Genomic DNA, 20555 nt, shown 5'->3' on the forward strand with positions numbered 1-20555 from the left:
ACCGTGAGCGGCTCGCCATCGACGATGTGAGCGTGCTTGATGCGTGGGCGCTGGGGCCCCGCAGGTAAGTCCGCTCTCTGAGGCGGGTCGCACGCCTGCACACCCCTTGCAGACTAAGACCCGACTTCGCTCAGGTCCGATGAGGTAGACCCGACTTCGCTAGGCCTGCGTGATGCAGGCCCGACTTGCCTCTTTGGGTCCCGAGGCAACTATGTCCGGAAAACCGAGGCTTCGCTTACGAATCAACAAGTTACCAAACCCCGAGTTCGCTGGAGTCCATCACTTGCGTCGGACGCCTCGACCCTCTGCCTCACCCATGCGTAGGAGCTTGCGCCAGCCGCGTGATCGCCTCGCGGCTCCCAGCGGCCTCTCGGAGCTTGAACTTCTGGATCTTGCCGGTGCCGGTCTTCGGCATTGCCTTCATGAACACCACACGTCGTGGTGTCTTGAAGTGCGCAAGGCGCTCGCGGCAGAACGCGATGATCTCCGCCTCCGTTGTTGCCGGCATGCCAGGCTTCAACTCGATGAACGCGCAGGGAACCTCTCCCCACTTGTCGTCGGGCTGAGCGACCACGGCTGCATGCAGCACCTGCGGGTGGCGATGGAGTACGTCCTCGACTTCCACCGACGAGATGTTCTCGCCGCCGGAGATGATGACGTCTTTCGACCGATCGGTGATCTGGATGTAGCCGTCCGGATGGACAACGGCAATATCACCGGTGTGGAACCAGCCCCCCGCGAACGCGCGGCCCGTGGACTCCGGATTCTTCAGATAGCCCTTCATCACGGTGTTGCCGCGAAGCAGAAGCTCGCCGGGCGTTTCCCCATCGTGCGGCACGGGTCGCATCGACTCAGGGTCGGCCACCATCAACCCTTCGAGCGCCGCGGCGCGAACGCCCTGCCGAGCCTGCAGTCCCGCACGTTTGCCTGCGGGCAGCGCGTCCCACGCGGGCTGTCGTGCACAGCTCACCGGCGTGCCCGAGGCCTCCGTGATGCCGTAGACGTGGTCCACGTCGAAGCCCATCGCGGCGATCTCCTCCAGCATGGCCGCAGGCGGAGGCGATCCGGCGGTCAGCACGCGGACCGGGTGGGACAAGGTCTTGCGATCCTCCGGCGGCGCGTTTGCCAGCATGGCCATCACGGTCGGCGCCGCACAGAAGTGGTCGGCACCATGCTCGGCAATCGCATCGAAGACGCCGCGAGCAGTGACCTTGCGCAGACAGACGTGCGTGCCTGCGGCCGCGGTGATCGCCCAGGTGAAGCACCAGCCGTTCGCATGGAACATCGGCAGCGTCCACAGATGGACCGGCGCGCGTGGCATGGCCCAGTCGGTCAGTTGCAGCAGGCTCATCAGGTAGGTTCCGCGATGGCTGGGCACGACGCCTTTCGGGTCGCCGGTGGTCCCCGACGTGTAGTTCAGTGCGATCGCCTCCCACTCGTCGAGCGGCATGACGCCCTCGAATGAAGGATCACCTTCCGCGAGCAGCGACTCGTAGTCGGTGACGCCGACGGCACTTCCCGGTGGGGCTTCGGGATCATCGATGTCGATCAGCACCGGAGGTGCCTCCAGCCCGGAGATGGCCTGGGCCACCAGCGGCGCGAACTCGCGGTCCACGAGCAGCAGCTTGCACTCTCCATGCTTCAGGATGAAGGCGACGCCGTCCGCGTCCAGCCGGCAATTGATGGCATTGAGCACGGCGCCGGCCAGCGGTATGCCGAAGTGGGCCTCCAGCATCGCCGGCGTGTTGGGCGCGATGATCGAGACCGTGTCACCGCGGCGGATGCCGCGGCCGGCGAGAGCCGAGGCCAACCGGTAGCAGCGCTCGCGCGTCTGCGCCCACGTCTGGCGCAGCCCCCCGTGGATCACTGCAACGCGATCGGGGTACACCGCTGCGCTTCGGTCGAGAAAGCGCAACGGGCTGAGAGGAACATGGTTGGCGGAGGTTCGGTCGAGTCCTTGCCCATAGGCCTGTGCAGTCATTCGGGTGTCTCCGTCCTGTCGTCGTGATAGGTTGTGAAGCGGTCGACCGGCTCTCGTTCGGTCGCCAGTGAGTTCTCGATCCGGCTCGGGTCGGCATACCCGAGGCTCATTCCACACACGAGCAACTCGCGGTCGGGGATGCCGAGCTGCGCAGCAATGACGCGGTGAAACTTCGTGAACGCAACCTGGGGACAGGTGTCGAGGCCACGCCCCCTCGCCGCGACCATCAGGCCCTGCAGGAACATGCCGTAGTCCAGGAAGCTCCCGGTCTGCATGACACGGTCGACGGTAAAAAAGAGGCCGACGGGTGCATCGAAGAACGCGTAGTTGCGGCCATGCTGGGCGTGCATGCGTTCCTTGTCGCCCTTGGCGATGCCGAGCAGGCCGTACAAGTCCCAGCCGACCTTGCGACGGCGTTCGACGAACGGGGATGCCCACTCCCTGGGGTAGTAGTCGTAGGGCTCGTCGAGGCGCTCCGCCAGTCCGGGATCGTCGTTGATGCAGGCAATGGCCGCGCTCAGGCGCCGCTTCGATTCGCCCGTGACCACATGAACTCGCCACGGCTGGGTGTTGACCCCGGATGCGGCGGCACTCGCCACAGCGAGGATCGCATCGATGTCTTCGCGCGGTACCGGTGTCTGCAGGAAGGCTCGGATGCTGCGGCGGGTCACGATCGCCCAGTCGACGGCGTCGCGCAAGGAAACGGGCGGTATCGGCGGGGGCGGCGCGAAGCGATTCATGTCGTGCTCTTCAGGGTGCGGAGGATCTGACACAGGTCCCGGCGTGACGCCCAGGGCAAGCCAGGGTTGTGCGTCGTGGCAACCGTCCGAGAATGCTAGGTGCCGTGCCGTCCGAAGAATGTTGCGTACATGACAGTCCAAGCCGATCTGGCCCGATTCATCGCGATCTCCGCCTGGCGGGCGGGGCTGAGCAACGAGCAGATCGAGCGTGTCGATCGAGACGCCTTCACCCGCAGCTACAAGGCAGGCGCGACCGTTTGCGCGCGTGGATCGCCGTCGCTCCACTGGCTCGGGGTGATCGACGGCATGCTGAAGGTCGACACCGTTTCCGCCGACGGCAAGAGCACCACCTTCGCGGGTGTGCCCGCGGGCGCATGGTTCGGCGAGGGCGCCGTCCTGAAAGGTGAGGCGCGTCCTTATGCGGTCGTGGCCATTCGCGACAGCACCGTCGCGTTCCTGCCGCGCGCCACGTTCATGTGGCTGATCGACGAAAGCCGGCCGTTCAGTCGCTGGGTCATCGACCAGCTCAATGCCCGCCTCGGGCACTACGTCGCACTCATCGAGTCGTTTCGCTTTCAGGATGTCACCGGTCGCGTCGCGTACTGCCTTTCCGAACTGTTCAATCCGCAGCTGTATCCGGGGACTCAGGCGCAGCTTGCGTTCTCGCAGGAAGAGATCGGCCGGCTGAGCGGCATCTCACGGCAGAACGTCAATCGCGCCTTGCATGACCTCGACGCCGCGGGGCTCGTGCGCGTGACCTACGGTGCGATCGAGGTCCTGGATCTGCAAGGGCTGCGAACGTACTCGCGCAAGGCATCCGCCTGATGAACCGTGACGGGCCATGAGCACGGCAGTCTCCAAACCAGAGCCGTCGCCCGGCCTGCGCGCCTTCCTGGAGAGGCAGCCCTGGTATCGCGCGCTGTCGGGCGAGTTGCGCTCGCTCGTCCTGAACACGGTCTGCGAGCGAACGGCCAGCCCTGGCGACTACATCGCCCGCTCGGGTGAGCCGAGCGCGCACTGGTACGGACTCATACGCGGCTTCCTGCAGATGTATGTCGTCGGCTCCGACGGTGCAGAGACGACCTTGTACTGCATGCGCGAGGGCGAGTGGGGAGGCGATGGTTCACTGCTCAAAAGGGAGAGGCGGCGGTACGACCTGCGCGCCCTCACCTCTTCACATCTGTGCCTGATTCCGGCGGACACCTTCGAAGCCCTGCGTCAGACGTCCATCGAGTTCAACCACTTCCTGTGCGAGATCATGAACGAACGCATGGGCGTGTTCGTGGGCATGCTCGAGGCATCCCGTCTGCGAGCGCCCGAGATGCGATTGGCCAGGGCGCTTCTGATGCTGGCCGACCGCAAGGCCGAAGGCAGCCAGGAGATATCGATCCCGCAGCATGAGCTGGCGCTGATCTGCGGACTGTCCCGCCAACGGGTCAACGTGGCGATCAGCGAGTTCAAGCGGCAAGGGCTCGTGCGCAGCGAGTCGCAGAAGAGCGCGCTGATCGTCGACGTTCCGGGCCTGCGCAGCTACGTCATTGCAGAGGGTTGAGCGCGGCTTCCAGAAGACCCAGGCGGTCACCGCCCCAGAACAGCTCGTCTCGGTACACGAACGTAGGTGCGCCGAATACGCCGAGTTGCTCGGCGCGCTTCGACGCGGACGCCAAGTCCTGCTGGGCATGGTCTGACAGATACCCACGCCAGTCGGCGACGGACAGGCCAGCCTGCGCCAGCGCGCCTTCGACCGCCGCCGAGGACTCGACGTCGAACTCGCGCCGCCAAAAGGCCGCGAGCAGCGGATCGCAGAAGTCCCACAACCGTCCCCTCGCCTTGGCGAATAGCATCGCCCGACTGGCCAGCGTGGCATCCCAGAGCTTGATCGTGGCCTGGATCGTGAGACCTTGCAGCTTGGCCAGGCGGCGGCAGTCCATGTACAGGTATTTCAGCTTGGCCACGTCACGGCTCGAGCGCTGCTCGACCTCGCCTCCATAGGCGGACTGGAAGTCAGTGATGTAGGGCCACCAATCGAAGGTGATCCCGGCGCGCTGCGCCAGCGCACGGGCTGGCTTCAAGGCAAGGTACGAGTAGGGGCTGCGCAGGTCGATGAACGCGTCGACCACCGTGTCGTTCGGCTCTGTCATGCGGACTCACCTCGTCGGGAACAGATTGCGCTTGGCCTCGTCCGAGGTGCTGACGTCGACCCAGCGGTCGCGCAGCAGATCCATGGCCCGCCCGACCGCGGGGCGGGCGCGCACGCGGCCGTACCAGGCCTGCACGCGCGGGAACTCGTCCAGTGCCACGCCGGTGTACTTGTGGATGCGTATCCACGGGAAGCAGGCCATGTCGGCAATCGAGTAGTCGCCGCAGAGGTGATCGCGGCCGTCGAGCCGCTCCTCCATGACGTGCAGCAGTCGTCTCGTTTCGTTCTGGTATCGAGTGATGCCGTAAGGGACCGCCTCTGGTGCGTAGCGAAAGAAGTGCTGCGCCTGGCCCATCATCGGGCCGAGGCCGCCGACCTGCCAGAAGAGCCACTGCAGCAGCTCGCTGCGCGCACGAAGCTCCGTAGGCAGGAAGCGCCTCTCCTTCTCCGCCAGGTAGAGCAGGACGGCACCGCTCTCGAACACCGTGAACAGTGCGCCACCGTCCGACGGCGCGTGGTCGACGATGGCCGGGATCTTCCCGTTGGGGTTGATGGCTCGGTAGCTGGCCTCGTGCTGCGCGCCGCGCGTGATGTCGATCGGGATGAGCCGGTACGGGATGCCCAGCTCCTCGACCAGGATCTGCACCTTGTGCCCATTGGGTGCGGGCCAGCTGTAGAGATCGATCACGAGCGTCCTTCAGCGCTTCTTCATGATCTCTTGCCGGCGTCGATCCTGCGCGCGCCGGTTGCCCGAGTCGCTCATGCCTTGCGGAAGCGAAGCATCGAGCGCGACCGTGCGCTCGTCGATCTGTCGCAGCACGGCGTCCTGCAGCGCTTTCTTGGACATGGCGTAGGCCGTGTTGCAGTCGGGCGTGATGCAACGCGCGTACTCGATGGCTGTCGAGAGCAGCCGCTCGGGCTCCACGACCTCGTGGAAGAAGCCCAGCCGGGTGGCCTCCTCCAGCTCGTAGAGCTTGCCGCGCAGCGTGGCGAGCGCACCCACCTGGTCGCCCAGCGCGTACTTGATGATCTCGACGTAGACCGCCGGCATCGGGATGCCGATGGGCACCTCGTTGAGCCCGAACTTGGCTGGCTTGCGGGCGGCGATGCGGAAGTCGCAGTCCAGCGCGGTGATCAACCCGCCCGCGATGGCGTGACCGTTGACGGCAGCGACCGTCGGGCGCGGGTACTTGAAGATGCGGAGGTTCGTCTCGCGATAGGCCCGGTACCACTTACGGATGGTGTCGAGGCTGCCGCTGCCGAAGATCTCGAAGCTGTACTGGAAGTCGATGCCAGCCGAGAACACGTCGCCCTGCCCGGTCAGCACCACCGGCAGCTCGCTGAACTCGCGTTCGAGCCGGTCGAACGCTCCATGCAGGTCAGCGAAGAATCCTTCGTTCTGAACGTTGACCTTGTTGGTGTTCATGCGCACAACGGCGCATCCGTCGGTCACTTCGATGTCCCAGGTCATGTTGTCTCCTCGTCGTTGTGCGCAGCGATCTGCAACGGCTCAGACTAACAAGCGCGCTGCATCGACGCTGTCGTCGCGACGACAAATGACAACTCGAGAGTCTCAGGGTGTCGTGCAGACAAAGCTCGATGCGAGGTTCGCATCCCCGCTGACGTACTTCGGGTACTGCGGGTACTTGCACAGTGGTCGGCTGGCCGGCGTGGCTCCAGCAGCAACGGTGCGCTGCGTTGCAACGATCGTGGAAGTCGAGGGCTTGGTGCCTTTCTCGAGCCACTCGAACATCGGCCCGGCCAGATCGACCTTGTCCGCCCCTGTGCCCCCTTCGCAGTGATTCACCCCAGGTGCGGTGTAGTACTCGACGAACTCGTCGGCAGCGGCCTGGCCACCATTCGCTTGCACGACGCTCTGGTAGTAGTTCGTCGCATTGTTCGGCGTGATCTTCCAGTCGGTCTGCCCGGTCCAGAGGATCAGCTTGCCACCGTGCGCGTTGAAGCGGCTCAGGTCGGGGTTCACGGCATCGATCATCGAAACGAGCTGGTCGATCCGAGAGACGTACTGCGTCGGATCCAGTTGGAGCGGATCGATCGAGCCGTTCTGGGCAACCATGTATTTGATGTAGCCGTCCCCCAGAGAACCCAGCGACAGCCAGTTGGCCGGACTCTCGCCGCCAGCGGGAAAGCCGGGCCAGGCATAGCGTCCGTTGGCGATGTTGGTGGGTTCATAGAAGGCGCGTGCCGACTCGACTTGCGCAGGGGTCAAGCAGGAATCTGTCTCTGCGCCGCTGCATGCGAGCTCGACGGGATCGAAGTGGCACGCATCGGGGCGGCTGATGATCTTGTCGTTCAATCCGTCGAGCCCGTCGCACTTGGCGTAGACGGCGTCGCCAATGGTCTTGATCTTGGCCGGGCTGAGCGCGGCGCCTGGCTTTGCGAGTTGCTTTCCAATCTTCTGATACCAGAGGAACTGTGGATTGAATGCGTTGGCCGGTGCGCGCGAGATCACGCCGTCGAACAGGTCAGGAAATCGCTGTGCCTGAATCAGGCCCTGGCGTCCACCGCCGGAGCATCCCTCGAAGACCAATTTCGCGGTGGGGAAAGACTCGCCATAGCGCTCTCGCAGAATGGCCTTTGCGGGAGCAAGCACCCGCGGTACGGCCAGATAGGCGTATTCGGCGAGCATCTCCGTGTCGAGTGCGAACGAGCCATCCGACAGAGCCATGCTGTGCCCATGATTGGTCGCGATGGTGGCGTAGCCACGGGTTGCCAGATCGGGGCTTCCTATCGGGCTCGTGATCGGATCACTGATGTAGCCGAGATCCAGGTAGCCGTCGAAACCGCCGCCGCCTCTGAAGACGGTGCGATGGTTCCAGTCGGTTGGCATGCGCACATCGAAATCAAGGTCTTGCGGCATCTCACCGCGCACGATGCAGTACTCGGGTGTTGCGGTGGTGGACGGCACCAAGGTCGCCCGCGTCACGGTCGCGCCTTCGAATGATCGGCCGAGGAAGGCGGCGCATCGGCTCTCGGCGGAAGCCTGCGCAGCGGGAGGTGCTGGTGGCGCGGAGTCGCCGCCGCCGCAGCCGGAGATTGCCGCCACGAGGCCGAACGTCGCTCCCGCCGCCGTCCATTGGAACTTTGTGAAAGGTGTGCTCATTGGATGCCTTTGCCCTTGCCCTGAACGGAGGTGTACGCGCCCGGAATTCCGGAATCGCAACGGCATCGTGAGCAGGGACACTGCACTTGAATGTCCTTGATCGGACAATCCAGGGTATGTCCGTAGCAGGCTGCCTATCCTTCGGGCCGAAACCCAGGGATCGTTCCCATGCGCCGGCGCAGCGCCTCGATGAATGCGCTGACCCGCGCTGGCCGATAGACCCCGGGCGGCAGCGCGATGTGCACGTCGATCGGCTCGAGCGACCAGTTCGGCAGCACGCGCTTCAACCGGCCAGCCTGGATGTCTGCATGGCACAGCCACGGCGAGGCCGCGCCGACACCGGCGCCATTCAGCACGGCACGATAGGTCGCCAACAAGCTGTCCATCCGGATCGGCGTGTCGAGCTCGACGCTGCGCCCGCGACCCGCCTTGTCGAACAGGCGGACCGTACCGATCACGTAACGCGCCAGGCCGACGAAGGGAACCGTGGGCAGGTTCTTCACGGTGACCGGCCCTGTCCGCTTGAGCAGCGACGGAGCGGCGATCAGCACCCGCTCCATCGTGCCGAGCTTGCGGCTCACGAGACCAGGATCGGGCACGGGTCCCACGCAGACCCAGCACTCGGCACCTGAAGCAGCGAGGTCGACCACCCGATCGGTCAGCGTCACTTCGATGCGCAACGCCGGGTGGGCTGCTCGCAGGTCCGTGATGGCATCGGTCAGAAAGCCGGCTCCCCATCCCGACGGACCGATCACGCGCAAGGTCCCTTCCGGGCGACTCTGCGCGCCTGAGAGCCGGTCGGACAAACCGGACCAGCGATCGATCAGGTCGTGCGCCTCGATCAGCAGCGAGCGGCCCTCATCTGTCAACGAGAAGCTGGCGGTGCTGCGCGTCGCCAGCTTGCACCCCAGCAGGCGCTCCAGCTCGAGCAGTCGGCGACTCACCGTGGGCTGCGTCGTGCCGAGGACGCGCGCCGCTTTGCTAAGCGATCCGCTCTCGCCGATCCTCACAAAGGTTCCGAGCAGATCGAGCCGGTCGTGTGCGCGCTTCATGCGTCGCACGTATAGCACTTCATCGGTCCATACGTCTAGTCAGATCGCCGATCCCTGCGTATCTTCCAATCGATCCAGGCAACGAGGCAGGTCATGAGTCAAAGCGCTGGCGCTCCAGCACGCACCGTTGGCGACACGCCCAAGGGTGGATCGGTGCTCGGTTTCTATGCCCCCAAGGGCACGCCACGGCCGCCGCGGGTCGCGCGCGCCGAGGGTGTGTTCCTCTGGGACACCGATGGCCGTCGCTACCTCGACGCCACGTCCGGCGCGGTGGTGACCAACATCGGCCACGCCAATCCGCGCGTGCTGGCAGCGATGGCGGCGCAGGCGAACAAGGTCACCTTCGCGTACCCGCGCTTCTTCGAGAGCGACGACAGCATCCTGCTTGCCGATCGTGTCTGCGCGCTTGCGGGCGACGGCTTCGATCGCGCCTTCTTCGTTTCCGGCGGCTCCGAGGCGAACGAGTCGGCCCTGAAGCTGGCGCGCCAGTACGCGGTCGTCACGGGCCAGGGCAGCCGCTTCAAGGTGATCTCGCGCGACCCCAGCTACCACGGCTCGACGCTGGGTGCGCTCGCCGTGACCGGCGACGCCGGCACGCTGGCGCTGTACGGCCCGATGCTGCGCACGATGCCCCAAGTGCCCGCACCGATGAGCTACCGCCTGCCCGAGGGCCAGACGGTGGAGTCGCACGCGATGGCCTGCGCCGACGCGCTCGAAACGACGATCCAGCGCGAAGGCCCGCAGACGGTGCTGGCGTTCATCATGGAACCGATCGGCGGGCTGTCGGCCGGCGCGACGGTGTCGACGCCGGCTTACTTCCGGCGCGTGCGCGAGATCTGCGACCGACACGGCGTGCTGTTGATCTACGACGAGATCATGTCCGGCGCTGGGCGCACCGGCGCCTTCCTCGCCGCGCACCATTGGTCCGGCGCTCGACCCGATCTCGTGACCCTGGCCAAGGGACTGGCTGCCGGCTACACCCCGCTGGGCGCCCTGCTCGTCCCCGACCACATCGTCGATGCCGTGGCGGGAAGCGGCGGCTTCGTGCACGGCCACACCTACTTCACGAACCCGCTGTCGTGCGCGGTCGCCAATGCGGTGGTCGATGAAGTGGTCTCGCAGCGGCTGATCGAACGCGCGGCCACCATGGGCGAACTTCTGATGCGAGGCCTGCGCGATATTGCAGAACGCTCACCGATCGTCGGCGACGTGCGCGGCAAGGGACTCTTGACCGCGATCGAGATCGTGGCCGACAAGGCGACGAAGCGGCAGCTGCCCGCGGCCTTCAACGCACCGGCCAAGCTCAGCGTGCACGGCCTGAACCACGGCATCGCGCTGTACAACCGGCGCGCCAATGGAGGGGCGTTCGGCGATTTCCAGATGATCACGCCGCCGCTGACGATCCGCGAAGGCGAGCTCGGCGAGCTGCTCGTCCTGCTCGAGCGTTCGCTCTCCGATCTGCAGGCCGAGATGGAGCGCAACGGGCTCGCGCACTTCTGACGGACTGCGATGACGATCACGATTTGCGGCTACAGCGACCGGCTGTCGGCCATGCCCGGCGAGACGATCGAGTTCAAGGTCTCGAGCCGTTCCGAGCGCCCGTTCACGGCTCGCCTCGTGCGTGTGGTTCGCGCCGACCCGAACCCGGCCGGCCCCGGCATGAAGCTCGAGGACCTGACCCAGGTGTTCGCGGGCGAGTTCGCTTCGGTCGAGAAGCCGTTGCGGCGCGGCTCGTACGCGCGTGTGCCCAAGGCGCCCTGCCCTGCATTGCGCGGAGGATTCAAGGCAGGTGCCACCATCTTGCCAACAGCCCCCGCGCGCGGTCCGCAGTGCGTGCTGTCCCAGTGGGATGACACCACACACCGGGGGTTTCAGTTGCTGGTCGATGCCGACGGCGTCACTGGCATTGTCGGAACCACCCGCGTGCGTTGCAACGTCGCGATCGAACCGCGCTGGCAAGACGTGTGGCTGGCGATCGACGGCAGCACGCTGAGCGTCGGCACCAGCGCCGGTGCAAGCCAGTCGATCGCGTTGCACGAGCCGGCCGTGATTGCCGGTGAACACGCCGACATTCTGATCGGCAGCGTCGACCTGGACGGACCGACGCAGCACTTCAACGGCAAGATCGAACGCCCCTTCATCGAGGCCGCTGCCAGCAGCTTCGCGGCCTGGGATTTCGCGCGCGGCATCGACACGCTGGACATCTTCGACAGCGGCCCGCACGGCTTGCACGGCCGCCTCGTGAACCTGCCGACGCGCGCGGTCCGATCGAGCCGCTGGAACGGTCGCGAGGTGTGCTGGCGTGCCGAACCGTCGCAGTACGCCGCGATCCACTTTCACGACGACGACCTGCACGACGCCGGCTGGGCGAGCGACTTCAGCTTCACGGTGCCCGAACAACTCGGCAGCGGCGCCTACGCCATGCAGGTCTCGGTCGACGGAGAGCACGACTGGCTGCCTTTCTACGTCAGCGCCCCGCCGGGCCGGCCCAAGGCACGCATCGTGTTCGTCGCGCCGACCTACACCTACCAGGCGTATGCGAACTACGCGCGCGGCAACTTCGATGCCGCGCTGCGCCGGCGTGTGGCCGAGTGGAATGCCTACCCGCACAACCCCACGAGCATCCCGAGTTCGGCTTGTCGACCTACAACCTGCACGGCGACGGCAGCGGCGTCTCGTTCGCGTCGCGCTGGCGGCCGATGCTCACCTTCCGGCCCGGCTTTCTGACCTTCGACGATCCGCGCGGCTCCGGCTGTCGGCACTACATCGCCGACTCGCACCTGCTCGACTGGCTGGAGCACGAGGGCTTCGAGTTCGACATCGTCACCGACGACGAGCTCGAGCGCCACGGCAGCACGATCCTCGCGCCGTATGCCTGCGCGCTGACGGGCACGCACCCTGAGTACCACACGCAACGCACGCTCGACGCCTTCGCCGGCTACGTGGATGGCGGTGGCCATCTGGCCTATCTGGGCGGCAACGGCTTCTACTGGCGCGTCGCCGTGTCGGACCAGGTGCCGGGTGCGATCGAGATGCGGCGTGCCGGCAGCGGCACACGCGCCTGGGCGGCGCCCGCAGGCGAGGAGTTCCATGCTTTCGACGGACAGCTCGCAGGCCTGTGGCGCAGCAGCGGCCGTCCGCCCCAGCAACTCGTGGGCATCGGCTTCTCATCGCAGGGCAACTTCGAGGGCTCGCACTTTCGCGTCAACGATGCGGCGCGCCGTCACCCGGGCGGTTGGCTCCTCGAAGGCGTGGCGGGTTGCATCGGCGACTACGGCCTGTCGGGCGGCGGGGCGGCCGGGTTCGAGCTGGACTCGCTCTGTTTCGCCGATGGTTCGCCGCGCCAGCACACGTTGCTCGCGCGGTCCGAAGGACACGGCAGTGCGTTCGGCCCGGCGCTCGACGCGCTGCTGTCGCACACGATGACGCGCGACCGGGAGCCGCCGGAGTCGCTGATCCGAGCCGAGATGATCTACTTCGACACGCCCTCCGGCGGATCGGTGTTCTCGGTCGGCTCGATCACGTTCTGCGGCAGCCTGTCGCACAACGCCTATCGCAACGACATCTCGACCCTGTTGCGGAACTACCTGTCGCGCGTGGCACGCGCGGATCGATCCACCCCACCGGAGCCCAACCCATGACCGCCATTGCAGCGCCCATCGTCTCCGAACGGCGACACCCCGCCAGCGCCATCGTCGCGATCTCGATCGGCAACGCGCTGGAGTGGTTCGACATCGTGATCTACGGCTTCCTCGCCGCGACGATCTCCAAGTTGTTCTTTCCCGCCGGCAACGAGACCGTGTCGTTGCTGATCACGCTCGGCACGTTCGGCGTCACCTTCGTGATGCGCCCGATCGGTGCCTTCGCGCTCGGCGCGTATGCCGATCGTGCCGGCCGCAAGAAGGCGCTGACACTGTCGATCGCGATGATGCTGATCGGCACGCTGATGATCGCCACGGCACCCACCTATGCGCAGATCGGCATCGCGGCACCGATGATCGTCATCGCCGCACGCCTGATCCAGGGCTTCGCGGCCGGCGGCGAGTTCGGCAGCGCGACCGCATTGCTGGCCGAACAGGACGCGCGCCGCCGCGGCTACTTCGCAAGCTGGCAGTTCGCGAGCCAGGGCCTGACGACGCTGCTGGCGGCGGGCTTCGGCTTCGGCATCAACTACTTTCTGACGCCCGAGCAATTGATGGCGTGGGGCTGGCGCATCCCGTTCGTGTTCGGGCTCCTGATCGGTCCGGTGGGCCTGTACATCCGGCGCAACCTCGAAGAGAGCGCCGAGTTCGTTCGCTCGGCGCCCGTGAAGATGCCGGTGCGGACAGCGCTGTTCGACGAGGGCGGTCGCGTGCTGACCGCGCTCGGGCTGATCGTGCTGGCGACGATCCTCGCCTACACCGGGCTCTTCATGCCGACCTTCGCGGTCAAGCAGCTCGGCTTGCCGGCCTCGACAGCGTTCGTCGGCACCGTCGTGCTCGGTGTCGTTCAGTTCGCGCTCGTGCCGTACTTCGGTGCCCTGTCGGATCGCCTGGGCCGGGTCCGGATCATGGCGGCGGCGGCCGTGATCCAGCTGGTGCTGGTGGTCCCTGCTTTCGCGTTCCTGGTGCAGAACCCTTCCGCGTCGTCGCTGGTGCTGGTCCAGCTCGCGCTGGGCCTGGTGGCCACGGCGTACTGGGGCCCGATCTCCGCCGCCATGTCAGACCTCTTTCAGTCCCGGACCCGCGGCACGGGCCTGTCGATCAGCTACAGCTGCGGCGTGGCCATCTTCGGCGGCTTCGCACCGTTCATCAGCGCGTGGCTGATCGGCGCTTCCGGCAGCAAGATCGCGCCGGCCTACTACGTTCTCTTCGGTGCCGCCGTGAGCCTGCTGGCCCTTCGTTTCGCACGCAGGTACGGGGTGCGATGAATTTCACGACGCGTAACGCCCGCTTCATCGAGCGCGATGACGGCAGCATCGTCCTGTCGAACGCCGTTGGCCTGGCGTCGGTGTCGACGACGATGGTCGACTGCCTCGACCACTGGGCCGACCGTGACCCTGCTCGCTGCTTCATCGCCAAGAGAGACCGCTCGGGCGCATGGTCGACATTGAGCTATAGCGCTGGTCGTCTTGATCTTTCCGAACTGGGACGCCTGTCGTCGGCTGGCGCGGTGCGACGCGAACGTGGACCGTGCGGACGTCATCGGACGTCCCGAAATCGTCGCCGCTGTGAAGGCGGGATTGGCCCTCGCCGCGGACGTGGGCGGGGGCAGCTCGACGTTCGCTCGTCGGGCGCTCCTGCAGGTCGAACCGCCATCGTTCGACCAGGGCGAGATCACCGATAAGGGGCAACTGAACCAAGCGAACGTCTTGCGGCGGCGAGCTACCGCGGTCGCTGCTGCGTATGCGGAGGTGCCGGGCCCCAATGTGATCTGTTCATAGCCACTGCCACGTGCTTGTTGCTCTTGCCTTCGGCTACGCGCTTGAGCACCTCGAGCTCGCGATCCGACAGAACCCGCTTCATCACCACCGCGACGTTGACTCGGTCAGCCGGAAGCTCGGCCGCGATACTTGCGCGTCGGAACGACGTCCATCGCGTCAAGGTCGGTCAATGGCTCGGGAATCGATTCATGACTGAACAGCCGACCGGCGCGACGACGCACTTTTGAACGCTTTGACACCCGGGTTTGACCCGATGTTGGCAATGGTCTGCTTCACTAAAGTATGCACAAAACATCTGTATGTGCATTTATAGGAGACCGCGATGGCCATGATGAAAGCTGCCCGCCTGCACAAGGTCGGCGAAACCATGAAGATCGAGCAACTGCCCATTCCGGAGCCGGGGCAGAACGACGTGCTGGTGCGGGTACAGTCCTGCGGGATCGTGCCCAACCTGGGCAACATCCTCGCGAACTGGACCACCTGGTTTCCGGAGTTGCCGCTGCCGCCGCTGCCCGCGGTGTTCGGGCTCGACCCGGCCGGCGAGGTCGTCAAGGTCGGCTCGCACGTGCACGCCTGGGAGCCGGGCGACCGCGTCTACGTGAACCCCGGGCTGTACTGCGGCGGTTGCCGCGCCTGTCGCTCTGGCGATCTGATCAACTGCACGCACTACGCGTTCAGCGGCTACTTCGGCTTCTCGCAGAATTCGCTGAAGCTGTACAAGAACTACCCCGGCGGCGGCCTCTCCGAGTACATGGTGGCGCCGCAGTACGCGCTGGTGAAGCTGCCGAAGAACGTGAGCTTCGACCAGGCCGCGCGCTTCGGCTACCTGGGCACGATGTACTCGGCCATGCGCAAGGGCGGCATGGGGCCGGGCAAGAGCATGCTGGTCAACGGCATCAGCGGCACGCTGGGCATCGGGGGCGCGCTGTTCGGCCTGGCCATGGGCGTGACCAAGATCCTCGGCACCGGGCGCGACAAGAAGCTGCTCGAGCGCGTCAAGGCACTGGCGCCCGACCGCATCGAGGTGTTCTCGATCACCGACCAGGAGCCGCTGGATGCCTGGGCCAAGAGCAAGACGAACGGCCTGGGCGTCGACGTCTTCATCGACGCATTGGGGCCGGGTGCACAGCACGAGACACTGCAGCAGGGCGTGCGCGCGCTCAAGCGCGGCGGCAAGGCCTACAACATCGGCGCGATCATGGGCATGGTCGGCATGGACCTGCATACGATGATGGACGAGCAGCAGAGCATCGAAGGCTCGGCCTGGTTCACCGCCGCAGAGGGCCAGGACATGGCCGACATGGCCGAGGCGGGCACGCTCGACCTTTCGGTCTTCGAGCACGTCCGCACGCCGCTGGACCAGGTCAACGAAGCGATTTCGGGCATTGCCCAGCGCAATGGCGGCTTCAGCAACTTTGTCATCAACCCCTGATAGCGGAGGTCTCCATGAAGGTCAGAAGAGTTGTTGCCGGCATCGGGCCGGAGGGTCGTTCCGGCGTCGTGAGCGACGGGCCGGCCCCGCGCGCCGCCGAGTACAAGACAGTGGCGGGATTCGCATCGGCGCTCATCTGGGCCACGCCTGCCGACGCGATGGTCGGGCGCGGTGCACCGAAGGATGACTCGCCACACGCTTCGTTCGTGCCCGGCCCGGGCGAGACGCGGCTGATGTTCGTGACCTTCCCGCCCGACGCGGTGATGATGCGCTCCGACTTCGACCCCGCCGCGTTCGGCGCGGAATTCGCACGCAACGCACCTGGCCTGGCGGAGCGCTTCGAGATCGAGCACCCCGGCATGCACACCACCGACAGCATCGACTACGACGTCGTGCTCGAAGGCGAGATCGTGCTCGAGTTCGATGACGGGCAGGAGGTGGCCTTGCACCCGCACGACGTGGTGGTGCAGCATGGCACGCGACACGCGTGGCGCAACCGCAGCGACAAGCCGGCCAAGATGCTGTTCGTTCTCACCGGCGCGCAACGGCGCTAGCAGCCCCTTCTCCGGACGGAGTTCTGTGCATAGAATGCCTCCTGCGCAGGAAAGGATGCTCATGTCGGAATACACCCCCCCGCTCGTCGACCAGGCCTTCCAACGCTTGCGCCAGGACGTGCTCACGGGCGCCTTTGCAGCCGGTGACAAGTTGAAGATCGAGGAGCTGCAGGCGGCCTACGGCTATTCGAGCAGCCCGTTGCGAGAAGCGCTCAGCCGGCTCTCGCAGGAAGGTCTTGTGCGCGCCGATGAGCGGCGCGGGTTCCGCGTCGCCGCGCTGTCGCCCGAGGATCTGCGCGACATCACCCGCATGCGGCTGATGCTCGATGTGCAGGCCCTGCAGGAGGCGATCGAACATGGCGACGATGCCTGGGAAGCGGCCATCGTCGCGGCCTTCTACCGTCTCGAGAAGGTGGAATCGCGCCTGCCCGACGGGCCGGTCATCCTCGACGCGGAATGGAGCGCGCTGCACCGCGACTTCCATGCCGCGCTGCTGGCGGCATGTCCTTCGCAGCGGCAACTGGCGTGGAGCGCCAGCCTGTTCGACCAGGCCGAGCGCTACCGCCGGTTCTCCGCGCGCCACCGGAAGGCCGCGCGTCGCAAGTCGAACGAGCACAAGAAGCTGATGGACGCCACGCTGCGGCGTGACAGCGCGACGGCCTGCGCACTGCTGGCCGATCACATCGGCGGCACGCTGCGCAACGCCGAGGCCGCGTTCGCACACGCTGACTGACCCCACAAGGCGCTGCACGCGCCTTTTCTGATAGCGCATCCACACCCCGAGCCGGGAGGCTCGGGGCGTGCGCGCACGTGCGCCCTCTTTTTTTCCAAGCCACCACTGCTTCGGCGGCCGCGCTCGCCATCGCAGGGGAAAACCCGCCTTCCTGTTTATGCACAAAATAATAGACTGCGCCTAAAACAGGTTTAGGGCACAGATGGCTTCATGCCGTCCAGCCCGGACATCGGCGACACCAACACCCTCCGGAGGAGACACCGTGATCCATCGTTCAACCCTGCTTGCCGTGGCAGCGTCGCTCGCCCTGCTGCCGACTGCGCATGCCTTGGACATCGACTCGCCCGTGCCGGACTACAAGGTCCGGCTCGACCTGACGCCGAAGTACAGCAGCGCCTACCGACTGAAGAATCCCTCGGACGCCCTGACGCGCTTCGACGTGGCAGCCGATCCCGGCATCGCCAACGAAGACGACGGCGACCACAACTTCACCAAGGGTCTGATCTCCAGCCGCTTCGACCTGCTGGCCGAACTGGACGTCACCGGCCCGAGCTTCGGCGGCCGTCTCAGCGGCACGACCTGGCGTGACGCGATCTACCTGCGCAACAACCGTTACGCGGGCACGCCGCTGTACGCGGCCGGTGTGCCGCTTGGCCCGGTGATCTCCACCTCCAACAACGCGACGAACCAGCAGCCCAACGAGTTCTTGGCCGCCACGCGCCGCCAGCACGGAGAGGGCAGCGAACTGCTCGATGCCTTCGCCTACTTCAAGGGCGAGATTGGCGGCATGACCGGCACGCTGCGCGTCGGCAAGCACACGCTGCAGTGGGGCGAGAGCGTCTTCTTCGGCCAGAACGGCATTGCCAATGCACAGGGCCCGGTGGACATTGCCAAGATCCTTTCGGTGCCGGCCTGGCAATTCAAGGAGGTGCTGCTTCCAGTGGAGCAGGTCTCCGGCTCGCTGCAGCTGACCGAGGGCGTCTCGCTCGGTGCGTACATCCAGGCCAAGTGGCGGCCGAGCCGCCTGCCCGGTGTCGGCAGCTACTTCTCGAACCAGGACTACCTGCCCGGCACGGGCATCGTCAACTTCGGCAGCGACGCCGCTGGCAACCCGATCCTGCTGCCCTACGCGCAGGACAAGGACCTGAGGCCGGGCAACGGCGGGCAAGGCGGCGTTCAGCTGCGCTGGAGCCCGAGTGGCGGCGACTACGAGCTCGGTTTCTATGCCGCGCAGTACCACGACAAGACACCTTCGGCGCTGGTGTTCGATTTCATGAGCGGCGACGTGCATCTGGCCTACGCCAAGAAAATCCGCACCATGGGCGCCGGCATCAGCTCGTCGCTCGGCCAGCTCAACTGGGCGTTGGAAGGGTCCGTGCGCTGGAACGCGCCGCTCACCAGCGATCCGGCCGTGCTCGGCGTCGGCCCGGTGCTCACCTGCGGCAACGACTCGAGCGCCGACCCGTGCTACGCAGTAGGCCGCACCGCACATTTGCAGCTCTCGGGCATCTACGTGCTGCAGTCGAGCCCGCTGTGGGGCGGCGGTGCGGTGGTCGCCGAGCTGGCCTACAACAGGCGCCTGGCGATCACCAAGGACATCTTCGCCGCGGCAGACGGCAGCAGCCAGCACATCGGCGGCCTGGACACGAACACCACCAAGGATGCCTGGGCGTTGCGCGTGCTGTTCGAGCCGCAGTACTTCCAGGTGCTGCCGGGGCTGGACCTCTCGGTGCCGATCGGTTTGGGCTGGAACTTCGCGGGCCGTTCGTCGGCAATCTCCAACTTCGCCGGTGGCGCCTCTGCTGCGGGCGACTACAGCATCGGGTTGAAGGGCAAGTATCAGAACGCCTGGAACCTGGCGCTCAGCTACACCGACTACTTCGGCAAGGCCCACACCTATACCGAGACGCTCGCTGCCGGCACGGCCAGCCCGCGCCAGCTCAGCTTCGCGCAGTCGCTGCGTGATCGCGGCTACGTCTCCTTCACCGCTTCACGCACCTTCTGATCACCTGGAGCCTTCCATGCACAGCACGCACTTTCTCTCCCTCCTCATCGCGGGTCTCGCTGCCGCGCCGCTGGCCCAGGCCGGCGTGTCGGCCGAAGAGGCCGCCAGGCTGAAGACCACGCTGATGCCGCTCGGCGGCGAGCGCGCTGCCAGCAAAGACGGCAGCATTCCCGCCTGGGACGGTGGCTCCACCAAGCCGCCCGCTGGCTACAAGAGCGGCGATCCGCGCCCCGACCCCTTCCCGGGCGAGAAGCCGGAGCTGTCGATCAACGCCAAGAACATGGCGCAGTACGAGGCCGGGCTCACCGACGGCGTGAAGGCGTTGCTGAAGAAGTTCCCCGACTTCCGCCTCGACGTGTACCCGTCGCACCGCAGCGCCGCGGCGCCGCAGTACGTCTACGACAACACCTTCAAGAATGCCACGCGTGCCAAGCTGTCCGAGGGCGGGCACGGCACCGAGAACGCCTATGGCGGCATCCCGTTCCCGATCCCGAAGGACGGCAACGAGGTGATCCAGAACTTCCGCCTGTCATGGACGGGCCAGAACACCGATGCACAGATCCGCGTCTGGGTGGTGACCGCCGACGGCAAGCGTTCGATGGCCTCGGGCGGCGTGCAGACCTTCCGCCACCAGTACTACGACCCGGACGGCAGTCTCGAGAAGCTGGAGGGCTACCACACCTTGCTGAAGTTCGTCGCCACCGAGCCGGGCTCGAAGGCGGGCGAGGCGATCCTGGTGCACGACAACCTCAACTTGACCGCCCAACGCAGCGTGTGGCAGTACCTCGTCGGCCAGCGCCGTGTGCGCAAGGCACCGGCCGTCGGCTACGACACGCCGGATTCGGTCACCTCGGGCATCGGCCTGTTCGACGAGGCCTTCATGCTGTTGGGCCCGATCGACAAGCACGAGCTGAAGCTGGTCGGCAAGAAGGAGATCTACGTCCCGTACAACAACAACCGCGCCGCGCTCGCGAAAGTGGCCGACCTCGTCACGCCCAACACGCTGAACCCGAGCCTGGTGCGCTGGGAAAAGCACCGCGTGTGGGAAGTGGACGCGACATTGATGGCGGGCAAGCGTCACGTCGTGCCCAAACGCAAGTACTACATCGACGAAGACAGCTGGCAGATCCTGCTGGTCGATGGCTGGGACGCGAAGGGTGACCTCTGGCGCACCAGCTACACGCTGACGCTGCTCGCCCCGGACATCCCTGCCCTGCTCGGCAATGTGATGTGGGGCGGCTACGACCTGCAGACCGGTGCGTACTTCCTGAACATGGCCTCCAACGAGCTGCCGACGCAGTACAGGACGCTGCCGTCGATCCCGAAGTCGTTCTTCAGCCCCGACACCCTGGCCAACGAAGGAACGCGCTGA

The 20555-nt window shown here is 66.1% G+C and carries 20 protein-coding genes; 12 read left to right on the forward strand and 8 right to left on the reverse strand.

Annotated elements, in window-relative coordinates; genetic code table 11:
• Positions 1–310: 310 nt before the first annotated feature.
• Entirely contained in the window at positions 311–1981 is a 1671-nt protein-coding gene (locus AC1DTW_RS11755) for an acyl-CoA synthetase (RefSeq protein WP_477981274.1), read from the reverse strand.
• Positions 1978–2721, reverse strand: coding sequence for a nitroreductase (locus AC1DTW_RS11760; RefSeq protein WP_477981276.1), 744 nt, complete (start codon positions 2719–2721; stop codon positions 1978–1980). The genes AC1DTW_RS11755 and AC1DTW_RS11760 overlap by 4 nt, the downstream gene beginning before the upstream one ends.
• A 129-nt stretch (positions 2722–2850) precedes the next feature.
• On the opposite strand from AC1DTW_RS11760, the gene AC1DTW_RS11765 reads away from it, so the two are divergent.
• Together AC1DTW_RS11765 and AC1DTW_RS11770 are read left to right on the forward strand one after the other, a co-directional pair.
• Entirely contained in the window at positions 2851–3546 is a 696-nt protein-coding gene (locus AC1DTW_RS11765; RefSeq protein ID WP_477981277.1) for a Crp/Fnr family transcriptional regulator, read from the forward strand.
• 16 nt (positions 3547–3562) lie between these two features.
• A complete protein-coding gene (locus AC1DTW_RS11770) occupies positions 3563–4273 on the forward strand; it encodes a Crp/Fnr family transcriptional regulator (protein ID WP_477981278.1) in 711 nt (236 codons plus the stop codon).
• Here AC1DTW_RS11770 and AC1DTW_RS11775 read toward each other — a convergent pair.
• The 5 genes from AC1DTW_RS11775 to AC1DTW_RS11795 form a co-directional block, all read right to left on the reverse strand.
• Positions 4257–4862 carry a 2-hydroxychromene-2-carboxylate isomerase gene (locus AC1DTW_RS11775; protein ID WP_477981279.1) on the reverse strand — a complete coding sequence of 202 codons (606 nt, stop codon included), beginning with the start codon at positions 4860–4862 and terminating at the stop codon, positions 4257–4259. The two genes, AC1DTW_RS11770 and AC1DTW_RS11775, sit on opposite strands and share 17 nt — an antisense overlap.
• A 6-nt stretch (positions 4863–4868) precedes the next feature.
• Entirely contained in the window at positions 4869–5549 is a 681-nt protein-coding gene (locus tag AC1DTW_RS11780) for a glutathione S-transferase N-terminal domain-containing protein (protein WP_477981280.1), read from the reverse strand.
• Between the two features lie 9 nt (positions 5550–5558).
• Entirely contained in the window at positions 5559–6332 is a 774-nt protein-coding gene (locus AC1DTW_RS11785; RefSeq protein ID WP_477981281.1) for an enoyl-CoA hydratase/isomerase family protein, read from the reverse strand.
• A 102-nt stretch (positions 6333–6434) separates the two neighbouring features.
• A complete protein-coding gene (locus tag AC1DTW_RS11790) occupies positions 6435–7985 on the reverse strand; it encodes a tannase/feruloyl esterase family alpha/beta hydrolase (RefSeq protein ID WP_477981282.1) in 1551 nt (516 codons plus the stop codon).
• Between the two features lie 134 nt (positions 7986–8119).
• Positions 8120–9037 carry a LysR family transcriptional regulator gene (locus AC1DTW_RS11795; RefSeq protein WP_477981283.1) on the reverse strand — a complete coding sequence of 306 codons (918 nt, stop codon included), beginning with the start codon at positions 9035–9037 and terminating at the stop codon, positions 8120–8122.
• A gap of 93 nt (positions 9038–9130) precedes the next feature.
• Here AC1DTW_RS11795 and AC1DTW_RS11800 point away from each other — a divergent pair, with 93 nt between their 5' ends.
• From AC1DTW_RS11800 to AC1DTW_RS11820, 5 genes are all read left to right on the forward strand, one after another.
• Positions 9131–10537: an aminotransferase family protein gene (locus AC1DTW_RS11800; RefSeq protein WP_477981284.1), complete on the forward strand. Its 1407-nt coding sequence runs from the start codon at positions 9131–9133 to the stop codon at positions 10535–10537.
• Positions 10538–10546: 9 nt separating this feature from the next.
• Positions 10547–11764, forward strand: coding sequence for a N,N-dimethylformamidase beta subunit family domain-containing protein (locus AC1DTW_RS11805; protein WP_477981285.1), 1218 nt, complete (start codon positions 10547–10549; stop codon positions 11762–11764).
• Positions 11674–12678 carry a N,N-dimethylformamidase beta subunit family domain-containing protein gene (locus AC1DTW_RS11810; RefSeq protein ID WP_477981286.1) on the forward strand — a complete coding sequence of 335 codons (1005 nt, stop codon included), beginning with the start codon at positions 11674–11676 and terminating at the stop codon, positions 12676–12678. Before AC1DTW_RS11805 ends, AC1DTW_RS11810 begins: the two co-directional genes overlap by 91 nt.
• Positions 12675–13946: an MFS transporter gene (locus AC1DTW_RS11815; RefSeq protein ID WP_477981287.1), complete on the forward strand. Its 1272-nt coding sequence runs from the start codon at positions 12675–12677 to the stop codon at positions 13944–13946. The genes AC1DTW_RS11810 and AC1DTW_RS11815 overlap by 4 nt, the downstream gene beginning before the upstream one ends.
• A 201-nt stretch (positions 13947–14147) precedes the next feature.
• On the forward strand, positions 14148–14459 hold the full coding sequence (locus AC1DTW_RS11820) for a hypothetical protein (protein ID WP_477981321.1): 312 nt from the start codon (positions 14148–14150) through the stop codon (positions 14457–14459).
• Here the strand turns inward: AC1DTW_RS11820 and AC1DTW_RS11825 are convergent.
• Positions 14401–14541 carry a LuxR C-terminal-related transcriptional regulator gene (locus tag AC1DTW_RS11825; RefSeq protein ID WP_477981289.1) on the reverse strand — a complete coding sequence of 47 codons (141 nt, stop codon included), beginning with the start codon at positions 14539–14541 and terminating at the stop codon, positions 14401–14403. The genes AC1DTW_RS11820 and AC1DTW_RS11825 overlap by 59 nt on opposite strands.
• A 240-nt stretch (positions 14542–14781) precedes the next feature.
• Between AC1DTW_RS11825 and AC1DTW_RS11830 the strand changes: the two genes are divergently transcribed.
• The 5 genes from AC1DTW_RS11830 (at position 14782) to AC1DTW_RS11850 (ending at position 20555) form a co-directional block, all read left to right on the forward strand.
• On the forward strand, positions 14782–15891 hold the full coding sequence (locus AC1DTW_RS11830; protein ID WP_477981291.1) for an alcohol dehydrogenase catalytic domain-containing protein: 1110 nt from the start codon (positions 14782–14784) through the stop codon (positions 15889–15891).
• Positions 15892–15905: 14 nt separating this feature from the next.
• Complete coding sequence (locus AC1DTW_RS11835; RefSeq protein ID WP_477981293.1) at positions 15906–16445, forward strand: cupin domain-containing protein; 540 nt, start codon at positions 15906–15908, stop codon at positions 16443–16445.
• 34 nt (positions 16446–16479) lie between these two features.
• The gene (locus tag AC1DTW_RS11840; protein ID WP_477981319.1) at positions 16480–17178 is read left to right on the forward strand and encodes a GntR family transcriptional regulator; all 699 of its coding nucleotides are present in this window, start codon (positions 16480–16482) and stop codon (positions 17176–17178) included.
• A gap of 262 nt (positions 17179–17440) precedes the next feature.
• Positions 17441–19183, forward strand: coding sequence for a DUF1302 domain-containing protein (locus AC1DTW_RS11845; RefSeq protein WP_477981295.1), 1743 nt, complete (start codon positions 17441–17443; stop codon positions 19181–19183).
• Positions 19184–19199: 16 nt separating this feature from the next.
• Complete coding sequence (locus AC1DTW_RS11850) at positions 19200–20555, forward strand: DUF1329 domain-containing protein (RefSeq protein WP_477981297.1); 1356 nt, start codon at positions 19200–19202, stop codon at positions 20553–20555.

This window comes from Rhizobacter sp. P5_A1 (genome assembly GCF_056400745.1).